This window comes from Dissulfurirhabdus thermomarina, from assembly GCF_012979235.1.
Classification (GTDB): Bacteria; Desulfobacterota; Dissulfuribacteria; order Dissulfuribacterales; family Dissulfurirhabdaceae; genus Dissulfurirhabdus; species Dissulfurirhabdus thermomarina.
In genome coordinates this window covers 38,700-64,052 of sequence record NZ_JAATWC010000009.1, presented here as the reverse complement: position 1 = coordinate 64,052, position 25,353 = coordinate 38,700, and the positions used below count along the sequence as shown (strand labels likewise).

Here is a 25,353-nt window from a genome sequence, read left to right as displayed (position 1 = left end):
GGGTCCCGGAGGTGAAGGATCCATGCGACAGATCTTCGGCACCGACGGCGTCCGCGGCGTCGCCAACGTCCCGCCCATGACGGTGGACACGGCCCTCAAGATCGGCCGGTCCGTGGCCCACCTCTTCCGCAACAGCCGCCACCGCCACCGGCGCATCCTCATCGGGAAAGACACCCGGCTCTCCGGCTACATGCTCGAGAACGCCCTGGCGGCAGGCATCTGCTCCATGGGGGTGGACGTCTTCCTCGTGGGCCCCATGCCGACCCCGGCCATCGCCTTTCTCACCACCAACATGCGGGCCGACGCCGGGGTGGTGATCTCCGCCTCCCACAACCCCTTCCAGGACAACGGCATCAAGATCTTCGCCGGAAACGGCTTCAAGCTCCCCGACGAGGTGGAGGCCCGCATCGAAGCGCTCATGGAGTCGGACGAACCGCTCCGCGCCCAGCCCACCGGGGCCGACGTGGGCAAGGCCTTCCGCATCGACGACGCCCGGGGCCGCTATATCGTCTTCCTGAAACACACCTTCCCCAAGGACCTCACCCTCGAAGGCCTGCGCCTGGTGCTCGACTGCGCCAACGGCGCCACCTACCGGGTGGCGCCCGCGGTCCTCGAGGAACTCGGCGCCTCGGTGATCGCCCTGGGCGTCTCGCCCAACGGGACCAACATCAACCAGGACTGCGGCGCCCTGCACCCGGAGCCCCTCCGAGAAGCGGTCCTCCGCCACCGGGCCCACATGGGCATCGCCCTCGACGGCGACGGCGACCGGGTGATCGTGGTGGACGAGAAGGGCCGGATCGTGGACGGCGACCACATCATGGCGGTCTGCGCCCGGGACCTGCTGGAGGCCGGCCGCCTGGCCCACCGAACCGTGGTGGCCACGGTCATGAGCAACATGGGCCTCGAGATCGCCCTGGAACGCATGGGCGCCCGGCTGATCCGCACCCAGGTGGGCGACCGCTACGTGGTGGAGACCATGCGCGCGGAAGGCTACAACTTCGGAGGGGAGCAGTCCGGGCACCTCGTCTTCCTGGACCACATCACCACCGGCGACGGCATCCTGGCCGCGCTCCAGCTCCTGGCGGTGATGCAGCGCACCGGGCGGCCCCTCTCCGAGCTTGCCGCCGTCATGGAGACCTTCCCCCAGGTCCTCCACAACGTCCGCCTGGCCGCGCGGCGCCCCATCGACCAGATCGAGGGACTGGAGGCCCTGCGGCAGCGGCTCCAGCGGGAACTGGCCGGAAAGGGCCGGATCCTCATCCGGGCCTCCGGGACCGAGCCCGTCATCCGTGTCATGGTGGAGGGGGAAGACGAGGGACGGATCGCCGACATGGCCCAGGCCATGGGCGACCACATCCGCTCCGTCTGCGGGGGGGCCGAGGGCGCCTAGTCGGCCTTTCGCCTCAAAAAGGTCGGGATCTCGAGCTGGGCCTCGTCCAGCTCCGTGAGCGCCCTCCTCGCCGGCCGGCGGCGGAGGGCTCTGGCCCCGGGATCGCCCAGCCCGACGTCCTCCTTCCCGCCGCGACCCGCCTCGCCCTTGCCCCCCGCCCGGGCCAGCTCGATGGGCGCCACGATGGAGCGGGCCTCGGGCTGTGCCCCGGCGCCGAGCCCCGTGGCGATCACCGTTACGCGGATCTCGTCGCCGAGGCTGTCGTCGAAGACGGTCCCCCAGATGATGTTGGCGTCGTCGTGGGCCTCGTTGTGGATGAGGGTGGAGGCCTGGTCCACCTCCTCCATGCTGAGGGTGGCACTGCTGGCGGTGATGTTCATGAGGATGCCCCGCGCCCCGCTGATGGAGATGTCCTCGAGGAGCGGGTTGGCGATGGCCATCTGCACCGCCTCCACCGCCCGGCGCTCGCCCCGGGCGACGCCCGTCCCCATGAGGGCCATCCCCATCTCCCCCATGACGGTCCGGACGTCGGCGAAGTCGACGTTCACGTAGCCCTGGACCACGATGAGGTCAGAGATGCCCCGGACCGCGAAGTAGAGCACCTCGTCCGCCTTCCGGAACATCTCGATGAGGGGGGTGTTGGGCGCGGCCAGGCTGCGGAGCCGGTCGTTGGGGATGGTGATGATGGTGTCCACAACCTCCTTGAGCCGCTCCAGCCCCTCCTCGGCCTGGCGCATCCGGCGCTTGCCTTCGAACATGAAGGGGCGTGTCACCACGGCCACCGTGAGCGCCCCCATCTCCTTGCTGAGCTCGGCGATGACCGGTGCCGCCCCGGTTCCCGTCCCGCCGCCCATGCCGGCCGTGATGAAGACCATGTCCGAGCCGGACAGGGCCTCTCGGATCTCGTCCACCGCCTCCTCGGCGGCCTCGCGCCCCACCTCGGGCTTGGCCCCGGCGCCGAGCCCCTTGGTGAGATTGCGGCCCAGCTGGATCTTCTGCCCCGCGCGGGAGAGCTCCAGGGCCTGGGCGTCGGTGTTGGCCGCGATGAATTCCACGCCCTTGAGCTCCGAGGCGATCATGTTGTTGACGGCGTTGCCCCCGCCGCCCCCGACACCGATCACCCGGATCCGCGCGGCCTGCTCCGGTTCGACGAATTCGAAAGGCATCTTCTTCCCCCTGCTCGTTCCCTGGTCGTTCCTGTGCGCTCGCCGCCGGCCGCCCCTAGATCCGGAACCAGTTCTTCATCCGGCCGGCCACCCGGTTGAAGATGTTCCCGTCCCGGATGCGGAACTTGTGCCGGGGCGGGTTGTCGACGCCGTAGAGCACGAGGCCCACGGCGGTGGCGTACATCGGGGCGCTCACCACGTCCACCAGGCCGCCCACCCGCCGGGGATAGCCCACCCGGGCCGGGAGCTGAAACACCTGTTCCGCCACCTCCACCATTCCCTCCAGCTCGGCGGTGCCCCCGGTGAGCACCACGCCGGAGGCGAGGAGATCCTTGAGCCCGGTCCGCTCGATGTCCTGGTCGATGAGGGAGAAGATCTCCTCGACCCTCGGCTCCAGGATCTCCGCCAGGACCTGGCGGGAGAGCAGGCGGGGCTTTCGGCCGCCGACGCTGGGCACCTCGACCATCTCGTCGCGTCCCACGAGGCCGCTGGCGCAACAGCCGTGGCCGACCTTGATGCGCTCGGCCTCCCGCATGGGCGTCCGGAGCCCCACCGCGATGTCGTTGGTGAGATTGTTCCCCCCGAGTCCCAGGACCGAGGTGTGCTTGATGGTGCTGTCGGCGAAGATGGCCAGGTCCGTGGTCCCGCCCCCGAAGTCCACCAGGGCGACGCCCAGGGCCCGTTCCTCGTCGGTCAGGACGGCCTCCGCCGAGGCCAGCGGCTGGAGCACGATGTCCACCACGTCGAGGCCGGCCCGGTTGGCACACTTGATGAGGTTCTGGGCGGCGGTCACCGCCCCGGTCACGATGTGGACCCGGGCCTCCAGGCGGACCCCGGTCATCCCCACCGGGTCGAGGATGCCGTCCTGGTCGTCCACGATGTATTCCTGGGGCAGGGTATGGATGACCTCACGGTCCAGCGGGATGGCCACGGCCCGGGCGGCGTCGATGACCCGGTCCACGTCGTCCTGGCTCACCTCGCGCCCCTTGACGGCGATGACCCCGTGGCTGTTGAAGCCCTTGATATGGCTGCCGGCGATCCCCACGTAGACGGCGCCGATCTCGCACCCGGCCATGAGCTCGGCCTCCTCCACCGCCTTGCGGATGGAGTTCACCGTGCTCTCGATGTTGACCACCACGCCCTTTCGGAGGCCGTCGGAGGGGTGGGTCCCCACCCCGACCACCTCCACGCCGTCCGAGTGGACCTCGCCCACCACGGCGCAGATCTTGGTGGTACCGATATCGAGTCCTACGACGATGTCCTTCACGTGCTCATTCCGGGGCCCGGACGAGGTCCCCAGCCTCCTTGAGTCTGGCCCAGGCGGCCTGGTTCGAGTAGTCCAACTCGATCCTGGCGACCCGGTGATACCGGCCGGATCGATAGACCTGGTAGAGGACGGCCTCGGCCTTTCGGAACTCCCGGCGGAGGTCCCCGTCGCCGAAGGCGATGGGCACGGCGGCATCCGCCGTGTAGACCACCATCCGGCCGTCCTTTTCGAAGTGGATCTGGGCGATGTTTCGGGCGCTGAGCACCCGTTCGCCCCGGCCCGCCATGGCGATGAGCCGAAGGGCCCGAAGCCCCTTGGACGGAAGCCGGCCCGGGCGCCCGGGATCCGCCGAAAGCCCCGAGATGAGGGGCAGGTCCGACGGATCCCCCGGCTCGAGCGCCTTGAACACCACGCCGTCGGCGTCCACCAGCCGGATCCCGTCCAGGTTGACGAGGGCCACGGGGGTCCGCTCCTCCAGGGTGAGCACCAGGCGGTCGGGAAAGACCCGCCGGACGGCCGCCCGCCGGATCCAGGGCTGGGCCTCCACGGCCCGGGCCATGGCGCCGGGGTCCAGGGCAAGAAGGTTCATCCCCGGCCTGGCGCCGCTCAGCCGGATGACCTCCGCGCGCCCGACCCGGTGGGCGCCGCGGACCTCCACGGTCTTGAGGGCCAGCGCCGGCCAGTGACCGAGGGCGGTCCAGCCGAGGTAGAGCCCCGCCAGCACCGCGGCGCAGAGCACCCCGTACGCACCCAGCCGCCGGGCCGTGCGCCCGGCCGTCCCCCGCTTCGCGGCCGCGATCCGCCGCGGCCGCCCCCTCGTGGCCTGCCGGATCCTCATGGCCGTTCTCCCGTGACCCGCATCATTCTCCCTCCTCGCTCCAGACCCGGATCTCGGGCTGGAGGAAGACCCCGGCCGCCCGCAGGGCCCGCTCCTGGATCCGTTTCATGATGGCGCGCACGTCCGCCGCCCGGGCCCCGCCCAGGTTCACGATGAAGTTGGCGTGGCGCTCGGACACCCGGGCCCCGCCCAGGGTATAGCCCTTGAAGCCCAGGGCCTCGATGAGCCGGCCCGCGGAGTCTCCCGGCGGATTCCGGAAGACGCACCCCGCGCTGGGCCGCCCCAGGGGCTGTGTCCGTGCCCGGCGGGCCATGAGGCCGCGGATGCGCCGCCGGGCCTCGTCCGGGTCGCCGGCGCCGAGTTCCACCTCCACCACCGCCGCCACAGTCCCGGGGGGGAGGTCCACGCGACGGTAGCCGGTGGCGAGGTCGCGCCGTTCCATCCAGCCGCCCCCCTCCCCCGAGACCAGGAAGACCCGGCGCACGCGGTCGAGGAAGGCCGTTCCGCCGGCCCCGGCGTTGCCGGCGAAGGCCCCGCCCACGCTCCCCGGGATCCCGGCCAGGGCCTCGAGCCCCACGAGGCCGGCCGCGAGGGAGCGGGCGATGAGCCGCGCCAGGGGCACCCCGGCCTCGGCCCGAAGGCGCCCGGCCGCCCCCGCCCCTTCCAAGCCCTGCAGCCCCGACGGGGCCAGTACCAGGTCCACCCCCCGGTCGTCCACCAGGAGGTTGCTCCCCCGGCCGAGCACCCGGAACCCGATTCCCCGCCGGCCCAGGAAGGCCACCGCCCGTTCCAGGGCCCCGCGGTCCGCCGGGCGCAGGAAGAGGCGCGCCGGCCCGCCGATCCGGAAGGTGGTGAAGGGGGCCAGTGGGACGTCCTCCCGGACCTCGAGCCCGGCGATACCCCTCAGGTCCGCCGCCAGGGCCGAGGCCCCGCCCGTCCGCTGCCGGAAGGCCTGCATCATGGGACCGCCGCCTGCGCCTTTCCCCCGAGGATCTCCACGAGCCGTTGGCCGACGGCCCCGATCCCGCCCGCTCCCAGGGTGAAGACCACGTCACCCGGCCGGAGGCGGGTGGCCGCCGCCTCGGCCAGGGCCTCGCACGAGGGGACGAACTGGACCTCCCCCGCATGCCGCTCCCGGACCCGGCGGGCGAGCCGCTCACCGCTCACCCCCACGATGGGCTCCTCGCTGGCCGGGTAGATCTCGGTGAGGAAGAGGAGGTCGGCGCCGGTGAAGGCGCCGGCGAATTCGTCCATGAGGGCGTGGGTCCGGGTGTAGCGGTGCGGCTCGAACAGCACCACCAGCCGGCGGTCGGGCCAGCAGGCCCGGGCCGCCTCGAGGGTGGCCCGGATCTCCGTGGGGTGGTGGGCGTAGTCGTCCATGACGGTGATGCCGCGGACCTCGCCGACGTGCTCGAAGCGCCGCCCCACCCCGGTGAAACCGTGGAGGCCCTGCCGGATGACCTCGAAGGGGATCTCCAGCTCGATCCCCACCGCCAGGGCCGCCAGGGCGTTTCGGACGTTGTGGAGCCCCGGCTTCCGGAGGCGGATGGATCCGAGTTCCGCCTCCTGCCACCAGGCGCTGAAGGCCACGCCGCCCGCCTCGTGCCGGATGTCGCGGGCCCGGAGGTCCGCCGCTTCGGAGGTGCCGTAGGTGATGACCCGCCGGTCCCCGCCGGGAAGGAGGTCCGCCACGTGGGGATCGTCGGCGCACAGCACCGCCAGCCCGTAGAAAGGGAGCCGGTCCAGGAACTCGGCGAAGCTCCGGCGGATGTGGTCGAGATCCCGGTAGTGGTCCAGGTGTTCCCGGTCGATGTTGGTGACCACGGCGATGCTGGGGGTCAGGCGGAGGAAGCTCCCGTCGCTCTCGTCGGCTTCGGCCACGAGGTAGTCGCCCCGGCCCCAGCAGGCGTTCCCGCCGATGCCGTTGACCTTGCCGCCGATGATCACCGTGGGATCCAGCCCCCCCTCCCGGAGCACCGCGGCCACCAGGGAGGTGGTGCTGGTCTTGCCGTGGGCGCCGGCCACGGCGATGCCGAACTTCTTGAGCCGCATGAGCCCCGCCAGCATCTCGGCCCTCGGGATCACCGGGATCTGGGCCACCCGGGCGGCCTCCACCTCGGGGTTGTCGGCCCGGACGGCCGAGGAGATCACCACCACGTCGGCCCCCAGGACGTGTTCCGGCGCATGCCCCCGGTAGACCACTGCGCCCATGCGCTCCAGGGCCCGGGTGAGCTCGGTCTGGCGGAGATCGGAGCCGCTCACCGAGTGCCCGAGGGTCAGGAGCACCCGGGCCAGTCCGCTCATGCCGATCCCCCCGATACCCACGAAATGGACGTGCTGCTTCTTATACATGGTCGTCGCCCTCCCCGTCTTCCGGCCGGTGCTCCGCCTCCGGCCGGGTGGTCGGCGCCCCCTCGGCCAGTTCCACGAGGGCCCCGGCGATCTCCTCCGCCGCGTTGGGCCGCCCCAGGCGGGCGGCGTTCTCGCACATCCGGTCCAGGTGCTCCGGGTTCTCCAGGAGGAAGCGGAGTTCCTCGGCCAGGGTCACCGCCCCGGTGTCCTCCTCCAGGATCACTCGGGCGGCGCCGGCCGCCGCCATCTCCCGGGCATTGGCCTCCTGGTGGCGCCCCGCCGCGAAGGGGTAGGGCACCAGGATGGCCGGCCGCCCCACCGCGGCCAGCTCCGCCAAGGTCGTGGCCCCGGCCCGGCAGAGCACCAGGTCCGCCTCGGCGTAGGCGCGGTGGATGTCCGTGATGAAGGCCTCCACCCGGTGGCTGCCCCCCGCCTCCCGGTAGCGCCGGGCGATCTCTTCGCGGTCGTCGGCGCCGGTCTGGTGGGTCACGCGGAGATCCACCCCGGAGTTCCAGAGGGAGATGACGGCGTTGCTGGCCAGGCGGTTCAGCCGCCGGGCCCCCTGGCTCCCTCCCAGCACCAGGAGCCTCATCACCCCCCGCCGGGGCCGCGGGGCCCGCCTGCGGGCCTCGAGGATGGCCCGCCGCACGGGATTCCCGGTGAGCACGGTCTTTCCGGCGGGAAAGCGATCCGCGCTCCCGGCGAAGCTGATGAAGACCCGGTTGGCGAACCGGGCAGCCAACCGGTTGGCGAGCCCCGGCACCACGTTCTGCTCGTGGATGGCGGCGGGCAGCCCGCAGAGCCGGGCGGCCAGGAGGACCGGCCCCGAGACGTAGCCGCCGACGCCGAAGACCACGTGGGGCCGGAACTCCCTGAGCCACCGCCACGCCCGCAGCACCGCGGCCGGCAGCCCCGCCACGGCCCGCACCTGCTCCACGGGGCCCACCCCCTGGAGGGGCCGCACGTCGAGGACGCGGTAGTCCCAGGGCCGATCCCGGAAGGCGTCCCGCTCCACGGGCCGGCCGGTGCCGATCCAGAGGACCTCCATGGGGCGCCGGGCCGCCAGGGCCTCCGCCACGGCGATGCCGGGGAAGACGTGCCCCCCGGTGCCGCCGCCGGTGATGGCCAGGCGAAAGACGTCGCGGGAGCCGGCCGGCATCACGCCTCCCCCCCGTCGCCCTCGCCGAGCCGGCGCACCGCCTCCTGGAAGGCGCGCCCCCGGGCGGCGTAGTTCTCGAAGAGATCGAAGCTGGCGCAGGCGGGCCCGAGAAGCACCGTGTCCCCCGGCCGCGCCATCTCGGCGGCGGCCCGGACCGCCCGCCGCATGGCCCGGAACCCGTCATCGGGTTCCCCGCCGGGGATGTAGGGGACCGTCACCACCTGGGTCACGCGCCGGAGTTCCCGGGCGAGGGCGTCCTGGTCCTCGCCCATCACCACCGCGCCGCGCAACCGGCCCCGGGCGGCCTCCGCCAGGGGCCGGTAGTCCTCCCCCTTGCCCTGGCCTCCGGCCACGAGGACCACCCCGGAGCCGAAGAATTCCAGGGCCCGCACCACCGCGGCCACGTTGGTGGCCTTGGAGTCGTCGAAGTAGTCCACGCCGTCCCTGCGCCCCACCCACTGCATCCGGTGGGCGGGAGCCCGGAAGAGGGGGATCACCTCCTGGACCGCCTCGGGCGGAGCCCCGGCCACCCGGGCGAGCAGCACCGCCGCCATGAGGTTTTCGAGGTTGTGCCGGCCCTTGAGGGTCCAGCCGGCGAGATCGTAGCGCTCTTCCCTCCCGTCGGGCCAGAGGACCCGGCAGGCGGCGCCGTCGGCGTCGGCCCAGGCCCCGGGGATGTCCTCCGCCCCGAAGCCGAAGAAGAGCCGGCGCCCCCGGCCCGTGCCGGCCCAGGGCGCGAGGAAGACGTCCCCGCGGTTGAGCACGGCCCAGTCCGTCTCGCCCTGGAGCCGGAGCAGCCGTGCCTTGCTCGCCCCGTAGGCCTCCATTCCCGGGTAGCGGTCGAGGTGGTCGGGGGCCAGGTTCAGCCAGGCCCCGGCATGGGGCGAGAAGGGCCGGAGCGGGGCCCCGGCGCCCACGGGGACGGGCCGATCCGGGCAGGTATCGAGCTGGAAGCTGCTCACCTCCACCACGGCGGTCCCCCTCCCCTCTCCCTCGCAGAGGAGATCCGCCAGGGGCACCCCGATGTTGCCCGCCACGACCCCGGCCACGCCGCCCGCCCGGAGCATGGCGCCCGCGATCTCCGTGGTGGTGGTCTTCCCGTTGGTCCCCGTCACGGCGAGGATGGGCCCCTCCCAGGCATCGGCGGCCAGGGCCAGTTCGCCCACCACCGGGACCCCGGCCCGCTTGGCGGCCTGGAGCGCCGGGAGCCGGGGCGGCACCCCGGGGGAGACCACCACCAGGTCCGCCGCCGCGAAGCGGTCGGCCTCGTGCCCGCCGCCCCGGACCTCCACCCCGGCGGCCCGGCACCAGGCCACGAACTCCCGCGGCCACTCCTCCACGGGCCTGGCGTCGGTGCAGTGGACCCGTGCCCCGCCCCGGGCCAGCCACCGGGCCGCCGCCCGGCCTGAGAGGCCGAGACCGAGGACCACGGCACGGCAGCCATGGAATCTACCGGGCTCCGGCGCGACGGCCTGTGACGTTCCCATGCCCATCATGGACACCTCAGCGCAGCTTCAGCGTGCTGATGGCCAGGAGGCCCAACAGCACGGAGACGATCCAGAACCGGACGATGACCTTGGACTCGGGCCATCCCTTCAGTTCGAAATGGTGGTGGAGCGGCGCCATCCGGAAGATGCGCCGCCCGCCGGTCATCTTGAAGAACCCCACCTGGAGCATGACGGAGCAGGCCTCCGCCACGAAGACCCCGCCCACGATGGCGAGCAGGATCTCCTGCTTGGAGAGCACCGCCACGGCCCCCAGGGCGCCCCCCATGGCCAGGGACCCCACGTCGCCCATGAAGATCTCGGCCGGGTGGGCATTGTACCAGAGGAAGCCGAGGCCGGCCCCCACCAGCGCCCCGCAGAAGACCGCCAGTTCCCCGGCCCCGGGGACGGAGGGAATCTGGAGGTAGGCGGCGAGGCTGGCGTGGCCGGCCAGATAGGCGAACAGGGTGTAGACCGCCGAGGTCACCACCACCGGGCCCGTGGCGAGCCCGTCCAGCCCGTCGGTGAGGTTGACCGCGTTGGCCGCGCCGACCACCACGAAGAAGGCGAGCACCCCGTACCAGGCGCCCAGGTCCGGCCTGAAGCCCTTGAAGAAGGGCACGCTGAGACGGGTGTCGTAGGCGCCCTCCCGGACCAGGATGACCACGGCGACCAGGAAGACCAGGGCCTGGAGGACGAGCTTCCACCTGGCCGGCAGCCCCTCGGCGTTCCGGTACCGGACCTTTCGGAGATCGTCCACCAGGCCCACCCCCGCGTTGCCGCAGAGGATGAGGAGGACGATCCAGACGTAGAGGTCGCCGAGGTTGGCCCAGAGCAGGGTCGAGGCCACCACGGCGCCCACGATGAGCAGCCCCCCCAGGCTCGGCGTCCCGGCCTTGGCATGGTGGGTGGCGGGACCGTCCTCCCGGACCACCTGGCCGAGCTGGAGGCGACGGACCCGCTCGATGAACCACGGGCCCAGGAAGAAGACCAGGAACAGGGCCGTGAGCGCCGCGTAGATGGTCCGGAAGGTGATGTACCGGAAGACGTTGAAGACCGGCCAGGTCTCGTGCAGCGGGTAGAGGAGGTGGTAGAACATCTAGCGCCCTCCCGCCCCGGCCAGGTCCCGCCGCCCCGACAAGGCCTCGGCGAGCCCTGCCGCCGCCCGCTCGAGCCCCATGCCCCGGGACCCCTTGACGAGGACGAAGCCGCCCTCCGGGCAGAGGCCCGCCGCGTGCGCCGGCAACCACTCGAGGAGGGCCTCGGTGCTCTCGAGGGCGGTGCAGGGCATCCCCCCGGCACCCCGCGCCACCCGGTCGGCGAACTCCCCCACCGCCACGAGGTGCGAGAGGCCGGCGGCGGCCGCCGCGGCCCCGAGGGCCTCGTGGTAGGCGGCCGCCTCCGCCCCCAGCTCGAACATGGTGCCGAGGATGGCCACCCGCGGCCGGTCCCCGGCCCACCGGGCCAGGGTCTCGAGGGCCGCCCGCATGGAGGCGGGGTTGGCGTTGTAGGTGTCGTCCAGGAGCCGGCGGCCGCCGGGCAGCGGCGCCAGCCGCAGCCGCCCCGGGGCCGGGGCCGCCGCCTCGAGGGCCGCCCGGATCTCGGCCGCGGGCACGCCGACCGCCAGCCCCGCTGCGGCCGCCGCCAGGGCGTTGGCCACGTTGACGACCCCCACGAGACGCAGGCGGCATTCCAGCACCGTCCCCGCCAGGTCGAAGACCGCCAGGGTCCCGTCCTTCCGGGGCTCCCAGCGGCGGCACCGCGCCTCCGCCCCGGCCGCCCCCGCCAGCGACCAGGTGACGCGCCGGCAGGCCAATCCCTCTGCCGCCGCCCGCACCCGGGGGTCGTCGAGGTTGACCACGGCCACGCCGGAGGCCGGGAGAGCGGCGAAGAGGGCCGCCTTCTCCGCCGCGACGCCTTCGATGTCCCCGAGGCCCTCGAGGTGGACGGGTTGCACCGTGGTGACGAGCCCGGCCTCGGGCCCGGCGATCTCGCACAGTCGCCGGATCTCCCCCGGCTGGTTCATCCCCATCTCGAGGACGGCCCAGCGGTCTTCGGGCCGGGCCCCGAGCAGGGTCAGCGGAAGACCGATCAGATTGTTGAAGTTGCCCCGGGTGGCCACGGTCGGCCACCGCCGGCCGAGCACCGCCGCCACGAGGTCCTTCGTGGTGGTCTTGCCGCAGCTGCCGGTCACGCCGAAGACCCGGAGGCCGATCCGGCGCCGGTGCCAGGCCGCAAAATCGCCCAGGGCCCGGAGGGTATCCGCCACGCGGATGATGACGTTCCGGCTGGCGCCCCCGGGGAGCGGCCCGGGATGGGCGCCGCAGGCGTCCTGCTGGACCACGGCGCCGGCGGCCCCCCGGCGGAGGGCCTCGCCGACGAACTCGTGCCCGTCGAACCTCGGGCCCTTGAGCGCCCAGAAGAGTTCCCCGGGAGCGATCCGGCGCGAATCGGTGGAGACGCCCGCCACCCAGGCATCCGGCCCGCCGCCGCAGAGGCGCCCCCCGGTGGCCGCGGCCACGTCCCCGGCGCTCCAGCCCATATGGCCCCGCTCCCCGCGCTCTGCCATGGTTTACACCGCCCGCCGGAGGCCGCCCGCCCGGAGGGCCTCCGCCAGCTCGAGCCGGTCATCGAAGAACCGGCGTTCCGTGCCCACGATCTGGCAGGTCTCGTGCCCCTTCCCCGCCACCAGGAGGCAGTCGCCCGCCTCCAGCCGGGCCGCGGCCCAGCGAATGGCCTCCCGCCGGTCGGGAATCACCCGGACGTTCGGTGCGCCCCCCTCCAGGCCGTCGGTCATCTGCCGGAGGATCTCCGCGGGGTCCTCGGTGCGGGGATTGTCGGAGGTGAACACGGCCAGATCCGCCAAACGGGCCGCCGTGCGCGCCATGACCGGCCGCTTGGAGGGATCCCGATCACCGCCGCAGCCCACCACGCAGACGAGCCGCCGGGGCCCCAGCTCCCGGAGGGCGGCGAGGACGCTCTCGAGGGCGTCCGGCGTGTGGGCGTAGTCCACCAGGGCCAGCCGCCCGGGCCCCGCGTCCACCCGCTCGAGGCGGCCCGGCACCCCGCCCATGGCGCCGATCCCCTCCGCCACCGCCGCCACCGGCACCCCGAGGGCCACGGCGGCGGCCGCGGCGGCGAGGAGGTTCGAGAGGTTGAACCGGCCCACCAGGGGACTGGCGATCTCCACGCGGCCCGCCGGGGTCGCGATCTCCGCCGAGATCCCACCGGCGTCGCACCGCCAGGCCAGGGGCCGGACCATGGCTTCCTCGCAGAGTCCGAAGCTGATTCCCCGGCGGGAAAGATCCGCCCAGAGTCCGGCGCCGAAGGGGTCGTCCACGTTCACCACGGCGGTGCCCGGGCGGTGCGCATGGAAGAGCCGCGCCTTGGCCGCCCCGTAGGCCGCCATGTCGCCATGGTAGTCCAGGTGGTCGTGGCTCAGGTTGGTGAACACCGCCGCATCGAAGGCACAGCCGGCCACCCGGTCCTGGTCGAGGGCGTGGGACGAAACCTCCATGGCCACGGCCCGCGCCCCCTTGGCCGCCATCTCCGCCAGCGTCTGGTGCAGCCGGACCACGTCCGGGGTGGTCATGTCCGAGGGCTCGGAGACGGCACCGAACCGGCGGGTCACGGTACCGATGACGCCGCAGGGGATGCCCGCGGCATCGAGGATCGCGGCCACCAGGTGGGTGACGGTGGTCTTCCCGTTGGTGCCGGTGACCCCCACCAGCCGGAGCCGGCGGCCGGGACCGCCGTAGAAGGCGTCCGCGACCCGCCCGGCAAATCGCCGCGCATCAAGGACCCGCACCACCGGCACCGGCGCGGCGGCCTCGAACCCCTCGGGGAAGGCGTCGCCGTCGCCGGCCACCGCGGCGGCGCCGCGACGGAGTGCCTCAGGGACGAAGCACCCCCCGTGGCTCCGCGTGCCGGGCAAAGCCACGAAGAGGTCCCCGGGGCCCACGCGCCGGGAGTCGATGGCCACCCCCCGGATCGGGACGTCCGGGTCACCGCTGACGCGGACCTCCTCCGGCGGTGCCAGCCGGTCCAGGAGCACGCGGAGCGTGACGCTCATCGCCCCCCCTCCCCGCCGACCAGGCGGCAGACGCGGACCCCCTCCAGGGGGGCGCCCGGCCGGGGGGCCTGGTCCGCGATCCGGCCCCGGCCTTCGATCCGGATCTGGAGTCGGGTGGATTGGAGCATGCGCAGGGCCACGCGGAAGGACTTCCCCCTGAGGTCGGGCATCCGCCGCGGCGCGGCGGCGGGCGGCCCATTCGCCCCTCCGGTGGCGGAGAGGGTTTCGTCCGCCGGAAGTTCTGCGGCGTAGCGGGCTATTCTACCCAGTTCCGGCCATGGCGGCAAAAGGGCCTCCGAGGCCGGGGCGATCCCGTCCAGCACCATCACGTAGGCCACCCTGGGGGCTCCGGGGGGCCAGCATCCCAAGAGCGACAGGCGCCAGGTGTCCCGGCGCGAGGTGCCGCGGATCCCCTCCCGCACCCGGGCACCGAGGACCATGCCGCCCCGGTCCGCAAAGAGCCCCGCCAGGGGACGCACCACCTCGCCGGGGACCCGGGCGGGGGCGTCCGGGGTCTCCGCCGCGATTCTCGGCCGGTGGAGGACGCCCCCGTCCAGGAGGGCCGAGAAGGCCGCGAGCATCTGGAGGGGCGAGACCCGGACCCCGGTCTTGTCCAGGGGCAGGTCCGCCTCCGCCGCCAGGGCGGGCAGCGCCCCGGTCTCCTCGCCCGGGAGATCCACCCCCGTGGCCTGTCCCAGCCGGAAGCGCCACAGGGTCTCCAAGGCCTTCGCCCCGATCCCCAGGCGCCGCAGGGCGGAGCCGGACCACGGCCCCCAGACCCGCACGTCGGGGCCGAGGGGCCGCCAGGCCCAGGCCGCCAGGTCGGCGGGGGCGGCCCCGCCCGAGGCCCAGGCCAGGGCGGCCAGGAGCCCGGCCGGTTCCACGTCGGCCCGGAGCGACCGGTTGCCCAACCGCTCGCGGTCGGTCGCGTAGAATCGGGCGGGGTCCCAGGCCGGCCAGTTGGCCATGGCGGAGACCGCCCCGCTCCGGACGTCCATCACCACGAAACACCCCCGCCCGGCGCCCAGGCCGGCCGAGACCCGCCGGAGCACCCGCTCCGTCTGGATCTGGAGGCCGATGTCCAGGTTGAGGGCGATCGGCCGATCCCCGCCCGCCCGGGCGGTGTCCAGGAGGTATTCCACGCCGTCGAGCCCCCGACCCTCGGGCGAGACGTAGCCGAGAACCGCGCAGGCCGCCTCCCCGTAGGGATACACCCGGCGCCAGGCCTCCACGAGGTCCACCCCGCCGCCGAGACCGCGGAGCCCCTGGAGCCGCCCCCCCCGCACCTCCTCGTCCAGGCACACGGGGCCCGTGCCGGCGAGCAACTCGCGGGAGAGCTCGGTGGGATCGAGGCCGAGCAGCGCCGCCACGCGCCCGATCCGGCCGGGATCACCGGCGAGGTCCTCCGCCCGGAGCCGGGCGCGGAACACCGGGCGGCTGGCGGCCAAGATCACGCCGCCCCGGTCGAGGATCTCGCCCCGGGCGAAGGGGGCGCCTTCACCGGCGCAGGCCGTCCACCGGGTCGCCGCGGGGACCGGCCCCGTGCCGACCTCCCGGGGGCGGGCCACCACGGCCAGGACGGAATCCAGGGCGAGGGCGGCCGCCACCAGGACGCAGGCCGCCCCTCCCCAGAAGGTCCATCCCCGAGCCGAAGGCCACTGCATCCGGCAGCCGCTCCCTCACCGGACCCGGATCCGGTAGACCTGCTCCCGGGTGGGGGGATGGAGCCCCATGGAACGCCCCAGGGCCTCGAGCCGCCCGGTCTTGAGGAGGGCGTCCCGCCGCTCGGCCAGTCGGGCCTTCTGGACCTCGAGTTCCGCTGCGGCCCGGCTCAGGGCAGCGATGTCGCGCCCCACCATGCGGATCTCGTAACTGGTCCAGGCGCCCAGCGCCACCGCCACCAGGACCACCACGGCGACCACCCCTTCCCGGAGGGTGAGCGCCCGCTCACGCCGGCCAGCGCCCGCCGCCCGCCCGGCGGCGACCACCCGGCCGCGGGGGCGTTGCGGCATCCGCAAGACGGCTGCTCTGCTCGTCATGATCGACCTCCTTGCCGTCCCCGACCGGGGATGTCCGCGGGAGCCCCGGCCGCCCTTCCCCGGCGGCCGGCCGCGTCCCTTCGTGCCGCCACCCGGAGCTTGGCGCTCCGGGCCCTCGGGTTGACCGCCACCTCCGCCGTCGAGGGCGTCACCGGCCGGCGGGTGATCACCGCCAGCCGAACGTCCTCCCGGAATGCGTGCTTCACCATGCGATCCTCCAGGGAGTGGAAGGAGATGACGCACAGCCGTCCCCCCGGCAGCAGGCAGGACGGCAAGACGTCCAGGGCCTCCTTCAATGCGTCGAGTTCCCGGTTCACGGCGATCCGCAGGGCCTGGAAGGTCCGTGTGGCCGGGTGGATCCGGCGCGTCCGGTACCGGGCCGGGATGGCCGAGGTCACCACGCCGGCCAGCTCGGCGGAGGTCCGGATGGGCGTCTTCTGCCTGGCCCGGACGATGGCCGCGGCGATCCGCCGGGCCCAGCGTTCCTCCCCGTAGACGCGGATCACCTCCGCCAGCCCTTCCGCCGGCAGCCGGTTCACCATCTCGGCGGCGGTGATCCCCTCGCTCTCGTCCATCCGCATGTCCAGGGGCTCGTCCCGGGAGAAGGCGAACCCCCGGCCGCTGTGTTCCAGCTGGTGGGACGAGATGCCGAGGTCCAGGAGGATGCCGTGGACCCCCTTGAGCCCCTGGACCGCCAGGACGTCCGGCAGCGCCGCGAAGGTGTTGTGGACGAGGGTGAGCCGGTCGGCGAAGGGGGCCAGCCGCGCCGCCGCCAGGTCCAGGGCCGAGGCGTCCCGGTCGAGCCCGATGACCCGGCCCACCCCGGCGGGATGGCGGAGGAGCGCCTCGGCATGCCCGCCGAGGCCCACGGTCCCGTCCACGTAGACCCCGCCCGTGACCGGCGCCAGCCCCTCCAGGACCTCGGAGACCAGGACCGGCACGTGGCCGACGTCCTCAGCCCTCCGGGAACCCGCCGATGTTGGCCACAACGCTGCTGTACTGGTCAAAGTTTTCCCTCGCCTTGCTGAGTTCCGCCTCCAGCCGTTCCCGGCTCCAGATCTCGAAGTAGGTGAGCATCCCGGAGAGGACGACCTCCTTCTGGAACCCGGCCTCGTCCCTCAGGGCCGGGGGGATGAGAATCCGGCCCTGGCCGTCCAGGGGGCACTCGACGGCCGCGGCCAGGAAATAACGCTGGAAGGCAAGGACTTCCGGGCGGGCGAGGCGGTAGCGGCTGAACTGCTCCTCGAGCACCCGCCATTCCTCGTAGGGATAGGCCGCCAGGCAACCGGGCAGGTTGGTGACGATGAGGCGGCCGTCGTACTTGGCCTTCAGGACGTCGCGGAAACGCGCGGGGATGCTGAGGCGCCCCTTTGCGTCCAGGCTATGGGTGGAACGCCCTCTGAACAAGACCCCTCCCTGAAGGCAAGGGGGGCAAGGGCCGGCATCCGCCGGTTCGGCTCGGATCGGGCGCGGCGGGGGATGCCCCCTTTCCCCCACTTTGCCCCACTGCGGACCACTATAGAAGAGAAAAAGGCTCCGTGTCAAGTATCGATCTTGAAATTGGTTGCATTTTTAAATGGATAAATCCCTCGACCGAGTGGGACGAACCTGGAGGCCCGGGCGGGGCGGAGAGATTGAAACCGCGGCGGGGCGGCAGGCGGCCGGCCGGGGACGCCGGCGGGGAACACGTGGTGGGCGAAAGTGGGAGAGAAGCGGGGGCCCTCGGGGTCAGCGGCGGCGACGGCGGTGGCGCTGGTAGCGGTCCACCGCCCGGTTGTGCTCGGCCAGCGTCCGGGAGAAGTGGTGGCTGCCGTCGTTCTTGGCCACGAAGTAGAGGTAGTTGGTCTTGGCGGGGTAGAGGACCGCCCGGATGGACTCCCGCCCGGGGTTGGAGATGGGACCCGCCGGCAGCCCGGAAACCACGTAGGTATTGTAGGGCGTCCCCCGGCGGAGGTCCGCCTTGCGGAGCCGGCGCTTCCGCACGGAGGACTCCACCAGGATCCCGTAGTAGACGGTGGGATCGGCCTGGAGGGGCATGCCCCTGCGGAGGCGGTTCAGGAAGACCCCCGCGATGAGCGGCCGTTCGCCGGGGAGGCTGGTCTCCTTCTCCACGATGGAGGCAAGGATCACCACGTCGTGGGTGTCCATGCCCATCTCGAGGGCCCGCTGGTCGAAGCCCTCCCGGGTCCACGTCTCCCAGAACCGGCGGACGAAGTGCCGCACCAGCTCCCGGGCGGACATCCCCCTGGAGAGGTAGTAGGTGTCGGGGTAGAGGTACCCCTCGGCCGAGGGACCGGGGATCCCGAGCCGGCGAAGCAGCAACTCGTCCTCGCAGGCCTCGACGAAGTCGGCCGGGTCCACCAGGCCCGCCCGGTGAAGGAGATCGGCCACCTGGAAGAGATTGTAACCCTCCGGGATCGTGATAACATGCTGGAGCACACGGCCCTCGACGAGGTCCGAGAGGATCCGGCGGGGTGTCTGGCTGGGGAAGAACCGGTACTCGCCGGCCTGGACCTTGTCGAGGACGCCCCACTGCCAGGCCAGCACGGTGAAGGCGTAGCGGGAGCGGATGAGCCCCCGGTTCTCGAGTTCCCGGGCCACCTCGGAGAAGGCCGCCCCGGGGGGCACCACCACCACCTGGCCCGGCCCCGAAGAGGCCACGGGCCGCATCCAGCCCTGCCACACGCGCCACCCCTGGAACCCCACCAGGAAGACGCCGTAGAGGAGGAGCAGCCAGCAGAGTCCGCGGAAGTTGGGTATGAGGCCGATTCGATCCAGCGGTCGCTTGTCCATGGGTGATGCCAGCCCTATATACCTATCGGTCGGATCCGGACCGTCTTGATACCCGGCCGGGGCGTCCCCGCGACGCCGGTCTCCACGGGGGATCTACCATGAACCGCCTCCGGAAGGAACTCAACCGCCTCGTGGGCACCGCCGTCCATCGCTACCGACTCCTCGAGCCGGGCGACCGGATCGCGGTGGCGGTCTCCGGCGGCTCCGACAGCCTGCTCGCCCTGTGGTTTCTCCGCCGCTGGCGGGAGAAGGCCCCCATCCGCTTCTCCCTCCTCCCCGTCCACCTGGACATGGGCTTCGCGGGGGCGGACACCGGGGCCCTCCGCGCCCACCTCGCGGCCGAAGGCGGCTTCCACATGGAGGAGACCGACTACGGGCCCAGGGCCCACGGCCCCGAAAACCGTGAAAAGAGCCCGTGCTTCCTCTGCGCCCGGCTCCGCCGCAAACGCCTCTTCGAGCTGGCCCACCGCCTCGGCTGCAACAAGCTCGCCCTGGGGCACAACCAGGACGACATCCTGCACACCTTCTTCTTGAACATGCTCTTCGGCGGAGAGCTGAGCACCCTGGTGCCGAGGGTGGACATGTTCGGCGGCCGCCTGGCCCTCATCCGGCCCCTGGCGCTGGCGGACAAGGCACGAATCGATCGCCTGGCCCGAGAACTCGGGCTGCCCGTGGTCCCGAACCCCTGCCCGTCGGCGGGCAAGACCCGGCGCGAGGAGGTCCGGCGCCTCCTGGACGGCCTCTTTCGGCGCGACCCCCGCATCCGGGGAAACCTCTTCCACGCCCTCTCCAACGTGCGCCCGGACTACCTCCTCTGAGCGGCCGCCACCGGGGAGATGGCGCCGTTCATCCCGCCCCGCCCGCCAGCATCTCCTCGATGGGCCCGGTGAGGTCGCGGGGGCCGTCCAGGGGCCGGCCGGCGGCGTCCACCAGGCGTCCCCCGGCCAGGGCCACCTCCCCGGCGGCGAAGGCCCGGAGCGTCTGGACGATGAGGGGGAGTTCCCTCCGGACGCCCTCCCGCCGGACGGCCGCGAAGAGGGGCTCGGCCTCCCCCTGCGAGGCCTGGATCTCCGAAAGGTCCGCGCTGCGGCGCTTGTCCCGGTAGGCCGTCCAGAGGGCATCCCAGGCCCCGCCGGTGATGGGGAAACGGCAAAAGGTCACGGGCGGCCCCTGGTCCAGTTCCGGGGTGACGAGATGCATCATCACCCCCGTCTCCGCGGCGCCGGCCTCGAGCAACTGCCAGATCACCTCCTGCCACGTCCCGGCCGGCCCCCCGGGGGCGGCGGGATGGAGGTTGATCACGGGCAGGGACCGGCAGACCTCGGCGCTCACCACCCACATGTACCCGGCCAGGACCACCAGGTCCGCCGTGAAGCCGGAAAGGCGCGCGAGAACCTCCCGGTGATAGGCCGTGCGCCAGGCCTCCCGATCCGCGGCCCGGAGCTCCGGTCGGAAGCGGGCCGCGGAGCAGGTCACCACCGGGACCCCGGCGGCCTCCGCCTCCCGGATCACGGCGTCGCTCGGGGCCGACTCCCCCGCCTCGCGGGAGCAGAAGAGGTAGCCGAAGGCCCCCGGGATCGTACCGTCCGCCATGGCCGAGCGCACCGCCCGGAAGAGGTCCAGCGCCGCCCGGTCGCGCCCCGTGGTCCACCATCCCGCCTGCCACATGGCCCTGCCTCCTTTCCTCTACGCCCCGGCCGCTCCCAGCCAGGAACGCCCGTAGCCCGCCAGGGAACGGGCGGCGAGCCGCGCCCCCTCCTCCAGCGCCGCCGCCGCGCTCCACCCGGACAGGAGGCCGTGCAGAACCCCCGCGGCGAAGGCGTCCCCGGCCCCCGTGTTGTCCACCACCTCCCGCACCGGCACCGCCGGCACCTCGAGGGCCGCCTCCCTCGAGACGAAGGCGGCCCCCGCCCGCCCCCGCTTGAGCACCACCGCCGGCAGGGGGAACCCCGGCGGGGCCTCGGCCGGGGCCAGCATCCCGAGCAGGGTCGAGGCGGCCGCCCGTCCCCCGCCGCCGGCGAGCATCGCCGCCTCCTGCTCCGTGACGAAGAGGAGGTGGGTCCGCCGAAGCCAGGGCTCCATGACCGCCGCCCCCAGCCGGGCATAGACCTCCCCCGGGTCGAATGAGACCCATCCGGCGGGCGGCCGGTCCCGGAGGAGCCGTTCCTGGAAACGCCGGCCCGCCTCCGGGACCAGGGAACTCAGGTGGAGAAGCCGCGCCGGGGGCGTTTCCGGGGAGAGATCCGGCACCGGCCAGTCGTCGCCGGGGACGAGGTAAAGGGCCCGGTCGCGGCGCCCGGCATCGAGGACCACGATGCAGAGGGGACTCCGGCCGCGGCGGCGGACCCCCGTGCAGTCCACGCCGGACATGGACTCGAGGACGGCCGCCCCCTCCGCATCCGACCCCACCCCGCCGAGGAAGGCGGTCCGCCAGCCCATCCGGGAGAGGATCCACGTGGCGTTGGCGGCGGAACCGCCGCCGCCCGAGGCGCGCAGGCGCCCTGCCCGGCGAAGGTGCGACAGGAGGCGGCGGGCCTCGTCGGGGGTCCCCACCTTCTCGCCGCCCGGGACGAGGTCGAACCCCAGGGACCGGAGGCCCTCCAGGTCCGCCACCTCGTAGAAGAGGTCGAGGTTGAGGGCGCCGCACCCGAGCACGTCGATCATGGGTGATGGCCTCGCAAAAAGTCGGATCTTGGCAATCTTACCATAGCTAACTTATTGAAAACATTATGTATCAATTTTGTAATTTTGACTTCTTGCGAGACCATCCCGAGTGGATGTCTAGGCAAAAATCGCCAGATGCAAGGCGCGAGGATGTCGAGGAATGAGGCGGAGTTGAGCGCCGCCGCAATGACGAGAACATCCGAAGCACCGCCCCAGCCCGCGACCTTTTGCGACGCCGTCATGGGCGGATCTTAGAAGAAGTCGTCCCACCGGACAAGGACGGCCGCCGCTTGACGCCCGGCCGGGCGCCATGCCATTCTTCTGGCATGGAACACCGGGTGAGAGATCCCGCCGTCCGCGAGGCCCTGGCGGACCTCGGCGGCTGGTTCAGGTACCTGAAGGGCCTCGGCCTCGACGCCCTGCCCCGGAGCGAGGCCCTCGACCGGTTCCTCGCCCCCCGGCCGGCGCAGCGCCCCGGCGTGCCGGAGGCCGAGGCCGGCCCCGCCCCTCCGGACCTCGCCGCGGCCGGGACCCTCGCCGAGGTCCGCGCCCGGCTGGGCGACTGCCGCCGCTGCCCCCTGCACCAGGGCCGCCGCCACCTCGTCTTCGGTCACGGCGCCGAGGACGCCACCTTCATGGTGGTGGGCGAGGCCCCGGGCCAGGAGGAAGACCGCCGGGGGCTGCCCTTCGTGGGCGCCGCCGGCGAACTCCTCACCAAGATGCTCCGGGCCATCGGCTTCGGCCGCGACGCGGTCTACATCGCCAACGTCCTCAAGTGCCGGCCGCCCGGAAACCGCACCCCGGAGCCCGCCGAGATCGCCCGATGCCTGCCCTTCCTCCACGCCCAGATCCGGGTCGTCCGCCCCCGGTGCATCCTGGCCCTGGGCCGGGTGGCGGCCCAGGCCCTCACCGGCAGCAACGCCCCCATCCGGGACCTCCGCGGGCGAATCCACCGCCTGGGCGACGCGGACCTCGTGGCCACCTACCACCCCTCCTACCTCCTCCGCCTGTCGGGGGAGCGACAGAAGGCCGCCAAGCGCGAGGCCTGGCACGACCTCCAACTCATCAAGGCGCGCCATGACTCCGCGGAACCGTAACGGGCGGCGGCCCGGCGCGGGCCGCCTGGCCCTCGCCCTCGTCCTCCTCCTCCTGGGCCTCGCGGCCGCGGCGGGGGCCGCGACACCGCCGCCCGCCCCCCACCCGGTCTTCCTGGTCCGACTCGAGGGCACCATCAACCCGGGGACGGCCCTCTACCTCCGGCGGGCCCTCCGCGAGGCGGCCGCCGCCCGGGCCGCCTGCCTGGTGGTGGAACTCGACACCCCGGGCGGGCTCGTGGCCTCCCTCCGTTCCATGGTGCAAGACGTCATGGCCTCCCCCGTCCCCGTGGTGGTCTACGTCGCCCCGGCCGGGGCCCGGGCGGCCTCCGCCGGGGCCCTCCTCACCCTGGCGGCCCACGTGGCGGCCATGGCCCCCGGCACCAACATCGGGGCCGCCCACCCGGTGGAGCTCGGCCGGGGCGCCAAGGACGAGACCCTGTCGGCCAAGGCCGAGAACGACCTCGCCGCCATGGCCCGCAGCGTGGCCGGGGAGCGGGGGCGGAACGTGGAATGGGCCGAGAAGGCGGTCCGGGAAAGCGTCTCGGCCACGGCCCGGGAGGCCCTCCGCCTGGGGGTGGTGGATCTCCTGGCCCGCGACCGGGCCGAGCTCCTCGAACGGCTCCACGGGCGCCGCGTCACCGCGGGCGGCTCCCCGAGGGTGATCGAGACCCGGGACGCCGAGGTCCGGGTGGTCCGGGAGGGGCTCCGGGAACGCCTCCTCCGCGCCATCGCCGACCCGAACGTGGCCTACATCCTCATGATGATCGGGATGGTGGGGCTCTACTTCGAGCTCGCCCACCCGGGGGTGATCCTGCCGGGGACCATCGGCGCCATCTCGCTGCTGCTCGGTCTCTACGCCCTCCAGGCGCTGCCGGTCAACACCATCGGGCTCCTCCTCATCCTGCTGGCCATGGGGCTCTTCGTGCTGGAGATCCTGGTGACGAGCTACGGCATCCTCGGCTTCGGGGGCGTGGTCGCCCTGATCCTCGGCTCGCTCCTCCTCTTCGACACCCCGGAGACCGGGGTCGCCGTGGCCGCCGCGGTGCTCTGGCCCACGGTGCTCCTGGCCGCGGCGGCGATCTCCACCGTGGTCTACCTGGTGGTCCGGGTCCGGATCCGCCGGCCGGAGACCGGCCTCCCCGCCCTGGTGGGGGCCCGGGGGACCGCCCGGGAGGCGGTGGACGCCCGCTCGGGCCGCGTCTTCCTCCACGGGGAATACTGGAACGCCCGGAGCCCCGTCCCCATCCCGCCGGGCCGGGAGGTCGTGGTGGAGCGGGTGGAGGGACTCACGCTCCACGTGGTCCCGGCCGATGAACACCGGGGGAAAGACGCCCCCGAAGACGCCTAAGGAGGCACGACATGCCGATGCTGCCCACCCTCATCACCGTCCTGATCCTCGTCGGCGCCGTGGGCGCCATGGTGCTGAAGGTCCTGAACGAATACGAGCGGGGTGTCATCCTCCGCCTCGGCCGCCTCCTCCGGGCCAAGGGCCCCGGGCTCATCATCCTGATCCCCGGCATCGACAAAATGGTCAAGGTGGATCTGCGGACCGTGACCCTGGACGTCCCCCCGCAGGACGTCATCACCCGGGACAACGTCTCGGTGAAGGTGAGCGCCGTGGTCTACTTCCGGGTGCTCGACCCGGTGCGGGCCGTGATCGAGGTGGAGAACTACTTCTTCGCCACCTCCCAGCTGGCCCAGACCACGCTCCGGAGCGTCTGCGGCCAGGCGGAACTCGACCAGCTCCTCTCCGAGCGGGAGGAGATCAACCTGCGCATCCAGGGCATCCTCGACCAGGACACGGAGCCCTGGGGCGTCAAGGTGAGTAAGGTGGAGGTCAAGGAGATCGACCTCCCGGTGGAGATGAAGCGGGCCATGGCCAAGCAGGCCGAGGCCGAGCGCGAACGCCGCTCCAAGATCATCAACGCCGAGGGGGAATACCAGGCCGCCGAGAAACTCGCCGAGGCCGCGGCCATCATCCACCGGGCCCCGGCGGCGCTCCAGCTCCGCTACCTCCAGACCCTCCGGGAGGTGGCGGCCGAGAACAACTCCACCACCCTCTTCCCCATTCCCATCGACCTCTTCAAGCCCTTCCTGGAAGGCGGCGCGGGCGGCCCGAAGGGCCCCGAGGCCCCCTGAGCCCCGGCCGGGAAAGACGACACGGAGACTTCGCCATGGAAAGTCCCAGAACCGGACTGCTCGAGATCGACTGGAAGAGCGAGGAGCTTCCCACCCTCCCCGCCGTGGCGCACCGGCTCATGGCCCTCGCCTCCGGGGAGGAGGCCTCGGCCGCCGAGCTCACGGAGATCCTGGGCCAGGATCCCTCCCTGACCCTGAAGATCCTGCGGGCGGCCAACAGCGCCCTCTTCGCCCTGAGCGTGGAGGTGACCTCGGTGCGCCAGGCCGTGGTCTTCCTGGGCATGGACGAGGTCCGCCGCATCGCCCTCGGCTCCGTGCTGGCCGAGCGCTTCCTCACCGTGGGGCCCGAGATGCGGCCCCATGCCGAGGCCCTCTGGCGCCACAGCCTGGCCGCCGCCGTCCTGGCCCGGGAACTTCGGGGCGAGGCCGACGACCCGGTCCTCGACCGCTACACTCTGGCCCTGCTCCACGACATGGGGTGGCTCGTGGCGCTGGCCCAGGCCCCGGAGGTCTACCGGGGTATCGCCGCCGAGGCGGGCGGGGCCGACACCGCCGGAGAGACGGCCTGGGGCGTGGATCACCGGCTCTGGGGCGCCCGGCTCGCCGAGACCTGGGGCCTGCCGGAACCCTTCCAGGTGGTGGCCTTCCACCACCATGCCCCCCTGGAGGACTTCGACCCCCCGGGCTACATCCTGGACGTGGCCCTGGCGGACCACCTCGCCTTGGACCTCGGCTTCGGCCCGGGGGTGGAGACCCCGGGCCCTTTGCCGGAGGGGTTCCTGGAGGTCCTGGGCATGCCGCCGGACGACTTCGAGGCCCTCCGGGAACGGGCCCGGGACCTGGCGCCCCGGATCGAGGAGCACTGGCGGCTCTTCCAGGCCTGAGCCCGAAGC

Annotated in this window: 23 protein-coding genes; 6 read left to right on the top strand and 17 right to left on the bottom strand. The window is 73.0% G+C overall.

Features of this window, described 5'->3' with window-relative positions; genetic code table 11:
* The first annotated feature begins 22 nt into the window (after window positions 1-22).
* Window positions 23-1,390 carry a phosphoglucosamine mutase gene (gene glmM, locus HCU62_RS09875; RefSeq protein ID WP_163298967.1) on the top strand — a complete coding sequence of 456 codons (1,368 nt, stop codon included), beginning with the start codon at window positions 23-25 and terminating at the stop codon, window positions 1,388-1,390.
* On the opposite strand, the gene ftsZ is transcribed toward glmM, so the two are convergent.
* The 15 genes from ftsZ to mltG form a co-directional block, all read right to left on the bottom strand.
* Complete coding sequence (gene ftsZ / locus HCU62_RS09870) at window positions 1,387-2,556, bottom strand: cell division protein FtsZ (RefSeq protein ID WP_163298966.1); 1,170 nt, start codon at window positions 2,554-2,556, stop codon at window positions 1,387-1,389. The genes glmM and ftsZ overlap by 4 nt on opposite strands.
* A gap of 55 nt (window positions 2,557-2,611) precedes the next feature.
* Window positions 2,612-3,823, bottom strand: coding sequence for a cell division protein FtsA (gene ftsA, locus HCU62_RS09865; RefSeq protein WP_309474817.1), 1,212 nt, complete (start codon window positions 3,821-3,823; stop codon window positions 2,612-2,614).
* A gap of 4 nt (window positions 3,824-3,827) precedes the next feature.
* Window positions 3,828-4,661 carry a cell division protein FtsQ/DivIB gene (locus HCU62_RS12245; RefSeq protein ID WP_163298964.1) on the bottom strand — a complete coding sequence of 278 codons (834 nt, stop codon included), beginning with the start codon at window positions 4,659-4,661 and terminating at the stop codon, window positions 3,828-3,830.
* A 22-nt stretch (window positions 4,662-4,683) separates the two neighbouring features.
* The gene (gene murB / locus HCU62_RS09860; protein ID WP_246325441.1) at window positions 4,684-5,622 is read right to left on the bottom strand and encodes a UDP-N-acetylmuramate dehydrogenase; all 939 of its coding nucleotides are present in this window, start codon (window positions 5,620-5,622) and stop codon (window positions 4,684-4,686) included.
* The gene (gene murC / locus HCU62_RS09855; protein WP_163299468.1) at window positions 5,619-7,013 is read right to left on the bottom strand and encodes a UDP-N-acetylmuramate--L-alanine ligase; all 1,395 of its coding nucleotides are present in this window, start codon (window positions 7,011-7,013) and stop codon (window positions 5,619-5,621) included. Before murC ends, murB begins: the two co-directional genes overlap by 4 nt.
* Window positions 7,006-8,172, bottom strand: coding sequence for an undecaprenyldiphospho-muramoylpentapeptide beta-N-acetylglucosaminyltransferase (murG, locus tag HCU62_RS09850; RefSeq protein WP_163299470.1), 1,167 nt, complete (start codon window positions 8,170-8,172; stop codon window positions 7,006-7,008). The genes murC and murG overlap by 8 nt, the downstream gene beginning before the upstream one ends.
* Window positions 8,172-9,602: a UDP-N-acetylmuramoyl-L-alanine--D-glutamate ligase gene (murD, locus tag HCU62_RS09845; protein ID WP_163299472.1), complete on the bottom strand. Its 1,431-nt coding sequence runs from the start codon at window positions 9,600-9,602 to the stop codon at window positions 8,172-8,174. The genes murG and murD overlap by 1 nt, the downstream gene beginning before the upstream one ends.
* A gap of 73 nt (window positions 9,603-9,675) precedes the next feature.
* Complete coding sequence (mraY, locus tag HCU62_RS09840; protein ID WP_163299474.1) at window positions 9,676-10,755, bottom strand: phospho-N-acetylmuramoyl-pentapeptide-transferase; 1,080 nt, start codon at window positions 10,753-10,755, stop codon at window positions 9,676-9,678.
* Entirely contained in the window at window positions 10,756-12,225 is a 1,470-nt protein-coding gene (locus tag HCU62_RS09835; protein ID WP_169755597.1) for a UDP-N-acetylmuramoyl-tripeptide--D-alanyl-D-alanine ligase, read from the bottom strand.
* Window positions 12,226-12,228: 3 nt separating this feature from the next.
* A complete protein-coding gene (locus tag HCU62_RS09830) occupies window positions 12,229-13,728 on the bottom strand; it encodes a UDP-N-acetylmuramoyl-L-alanyl-D-glutamate--2,6-diaminopimelate ligase (protein WP_163298479.1) in 1,500 nt (499 codons plus the stop codon).
* Entirely contained in the window at window positions 13,725-15,392 is a 1,668-nt protein-coding gene (locus tag HCU62_RS09825) for a penicillin-binding transpeptidase domain-containing protein (RefSeq protein ID WP_169755596.1), read from the bottom strand. Before HCU62_RS09825 ends, HCU62_RS09830 begins: the two co-directional genes overlap by 4 nt.
* A gap of 15 nt (window positions 15,393-15,407) precedes the next feature.
* On the bottom strand, window positions 15,408-15,767 hold the full coding sequence (locus HCU62_RS09820; protein WP_163298481.1) for a hypothetical protein: 360 nt from the start codon (window positions 15,765-15,767) through the stop codon (window positions 15,408-15,410).
* The gene (gene rsmH / locus HCU62_RS09815) at window positions 15,764-16,708 is read right to left on the bottom strand and encodes a 16S rRNA (cytosine(1402)-N(4))-methyltransferase RsmH (protein ID WP_309474787.1); all 945 of its coding nucleotides are present in this window, start codon (window positions 16,706-16,708) and stop codon (window positions 15,764-15,766) included. Before rsmH ends, HCU62_RS09820 begins: the two co-directional genes overlap by 4 nt.
* A 13-nt stretch (window positions 16,709-16,721) precedes the next feature.
* Entirely contained in the window at window positions 16,722-17,174 is a 453-nt protein-coding gene (gene mraZ / locus HCU62_RS09810) for a division/cell wall cluster transcriptional repressor MraZ (protein WP_181448011.1), read from the bottom strand.
* Between the two features lie 321 nt (window positions 17,175-17,495).
* Window positions 17,496-18,560, bottom strand: coding sequence for an endolytic transglycosylase MltG (mltG, locus tag HCU62_RS09805; protein ID WP_163298482.1), 1,065 nt, complete (start codon window positions 18,558-18,560; stop codon window positions 17,496-17,498).
* Window positions 18,561-18,658: 98 nt separating this feature from the next.
* Here mltG and HCU62_RS09800 point away from each other — a divergent pair, with 98 nt between their 5' ends.
* Window positions 18,659-19,378 (top strand): PP-loop family protein, encoded by a 720-nt coding sequence (locus HCU62_RS09800; protein ID WP_163298483.1) that lies wholly within the window; start codon window positions 18,659-18,661, stop codon window positions 19,376-19,378.
* 28 nt (window positions 19,379-19,406) lie between these two features.
* On the opposite strand, the gene purN is transcribed toward HCU62_RS09800, so the two are convergent.
* Complete coding sequence (purN, locus tag HCU62_RS09795; protein WP_163298484.1) at window positions 19,407-20,228, bottom strand: phosphoribosylglycinamide formyltransferase; 822 nt, start codon at window positions 20,226-20,228, stop codon at window positions 19,407-19,409.
* 18 nt (window positions 20,229-20,246) lie between these two features.
* Window positions 20,247-21,224 (bottom strand): carbohydrate kinase family protein, encoded by a 978-nt coding sequence (locus HCU62_RS09790; RefSeq protein ID WP_163298485.1) that lies wholly within the window; start codon window positions 21,222-21,224, stop codon window positions 20,247-20,249.
* 326 nt (window positions 21,225-21,550) lie between these two features.
* Between HCU62_RS09790 and HCU62_RS09785 the strand changes: the two genes are divergently transcribed.
* From HCU62_RS09785 to HCU62_RS09770, 4 genes are read left to right on the top strand one after another with little or no spacing between them, the layout of a single operon-like run.
* Entirely contained in the window at window positions 21,551-22,321 is a 771-nt protein-coding gene (locus HCU62_RS09785; protein WP_169755595.1) for a uracil-DNA glycosylase, read from the top strand.
* Window positions 22,302-23,669 carry an NfeD family protein gene (locus HCU62_RS09780; protein ID WP_163298487.1) on the top strand — a complete coding sequence of 456 codons (1,368 nt, stop codon included), beginning with the start codon at window positions 22,302-22,304 and terminating at the stop codon, window positions 23,667-23,669. The genes HCU62_RS09785 and HCU62_RS09780 overlap by 20 nt, the downstream gene beginning before the upstream one ends.
* A gap of 17 nt (window positions 23,670-23,686) precedes the next feature.
* A complete protein-coding gene (locus HCU62_RS09775) occupies window positions 23,687-24,460 on the top strand; it encodes a slipin family protein (protein ID WP_163298493.1) in 774 nt (257 codons plus the stop codon).
* Between the two features lie 35 nt (window positions 24,461-24,495).
* Entirely contained in the window at window positions 24,496-25,344 is an 849-nt protein-coding gene (locus HCU62_RS09770) for an HDOD domain-containing protein (RefSeq protein ID WP_163298488.1), read from the top strand.
* Window positions 25,345-25,353: the final 9 nt, after the last annotated feature.

Coding starts and splice junctions, on each gene's coding strand:
- HCU62_RS09825 (WP_169755596.1), bottom strand. CDS start 15,392: ATGCAGTGGCCTTCGGCTCGGGGATGGACCTTCTGGGGAGGGGCGGCC.
- HCU62_RS09800 (WP_163298483.1), top strand. CDS start 18,659: ATGAACCGCCTCCGGAAGGAACTCAACCGCCTCGTGGGCACCGCCGTC.
- glmM (WP_163298967.1), top strand. CDS start 23: ATGCGACAGATCTTCGGCACCGACGGCGTCCGCGGCGTCGCCAACGTC.
- mltG (WP_163298482.1), bottom strand. CDS start 18,560: ATGGACAAGCGACCGCTGGATCGAATCGGCCTCATACCCAACTTCCGC.
- HCU62_RS09835 (WP_169755597.1), bottom strand. CDS start 12,225: ATGGCAGAGCGCGGGGAGCGGGGCCATATGGGCTGGAGCGCCGGGGAC.
- purN (WP_163298484.1), bottom strand. CDS start 20,228: ATGTGGCAGGCGGGATGGTGGACCACGGGGCGCGACCGGGCGGCGCTG.
- HCU62_RS09830 (WP_163298479.1), bottom strand. CDS start 13,728: ATGAGCGTCACGCTCCGCGTGCTCCTGGACCGGCTGGCACCGCCGGAG.
- HCU62_RS09785 (WP_169755595.1), top strand. CDS start 21,551: ATGGAACACCGGGTGAGAGATCCCGCCGTCCGCGAGGCCCTGGCGGAC.
- ftsZ (WP_163298966.1), bottom strand. CDS start 2,556: ATGCCTTTCGAATTCGTCGAACCGGAGCAGGCCGCGCGGATCCGGGTG.
- murB (WP_246325441.1), bottom strand. CDS start 5,622: ATGATGCAGGCCTTCCGGCAGCGGACGGGCGGGGCCTCGGCCCTGGCG.
- murC (WP_163299468.1), bottom strand. CDS start 7,013: ATGTATAAGAAGCAGCACGTCCATTTCGTGGGTATCGGGGGGATCGGC.
- HCU62_RS09790 (WP_163298485.1), bottom strand. CDS start 21,224: ATGATCGACGTGCTCGGGTGCGGCGCCCTCAACCTCGACCTCTTCTAC.
- murG (WP_163299470.1), bottom strand. CDS start 8,172: ATGCCGGCCGGCTCCCGCGACGTCTTTCGCCTGGCCATCACCGGCGGC.
- HCU62_RS09820 (WP_163298481.1), bottom strand. CDS start 15,767: ATGACGAGCAGAGCAGCCGTCTTGCGGATGCCGCAACGCCCCCGCGGC.
- HCU62_RS12245 (WP_163298964.1), bottom strand. CDS start 4,661: ATGAGGATCCGGCAGGCCACGAGGGGGCGGCCGCGGCGGATCGCGGCC.
- HCU62_RS09775 (WP_163298493.1), top strand. CDS start 23,687: ATGCTGCCCACCCTCATCACCGTCCTGATCCTCGTCGGCGCCGTGGGC.
- HCU62_RS09780 (WP_163298487.1), top strand. CDS start 22,302: ATGACTCCGCGGAACCGTAACGGGCGGCGGCCCGGCGCGGGCCGCCTG.
- mraY (WP_163299474.1), bottom strand. CDS start 10,755: ATGTTCTACCACCTCCTCTACCCGCTGCACGAGACCTGGCCGGTCTTC.
- HCU62_RS09770 (WP_163298488.1), top strand. CDS start 24,496: ATGGAAAGTCCCAGAACCGGACTGCTCGAGATCGACTGGAAGAGCGAG.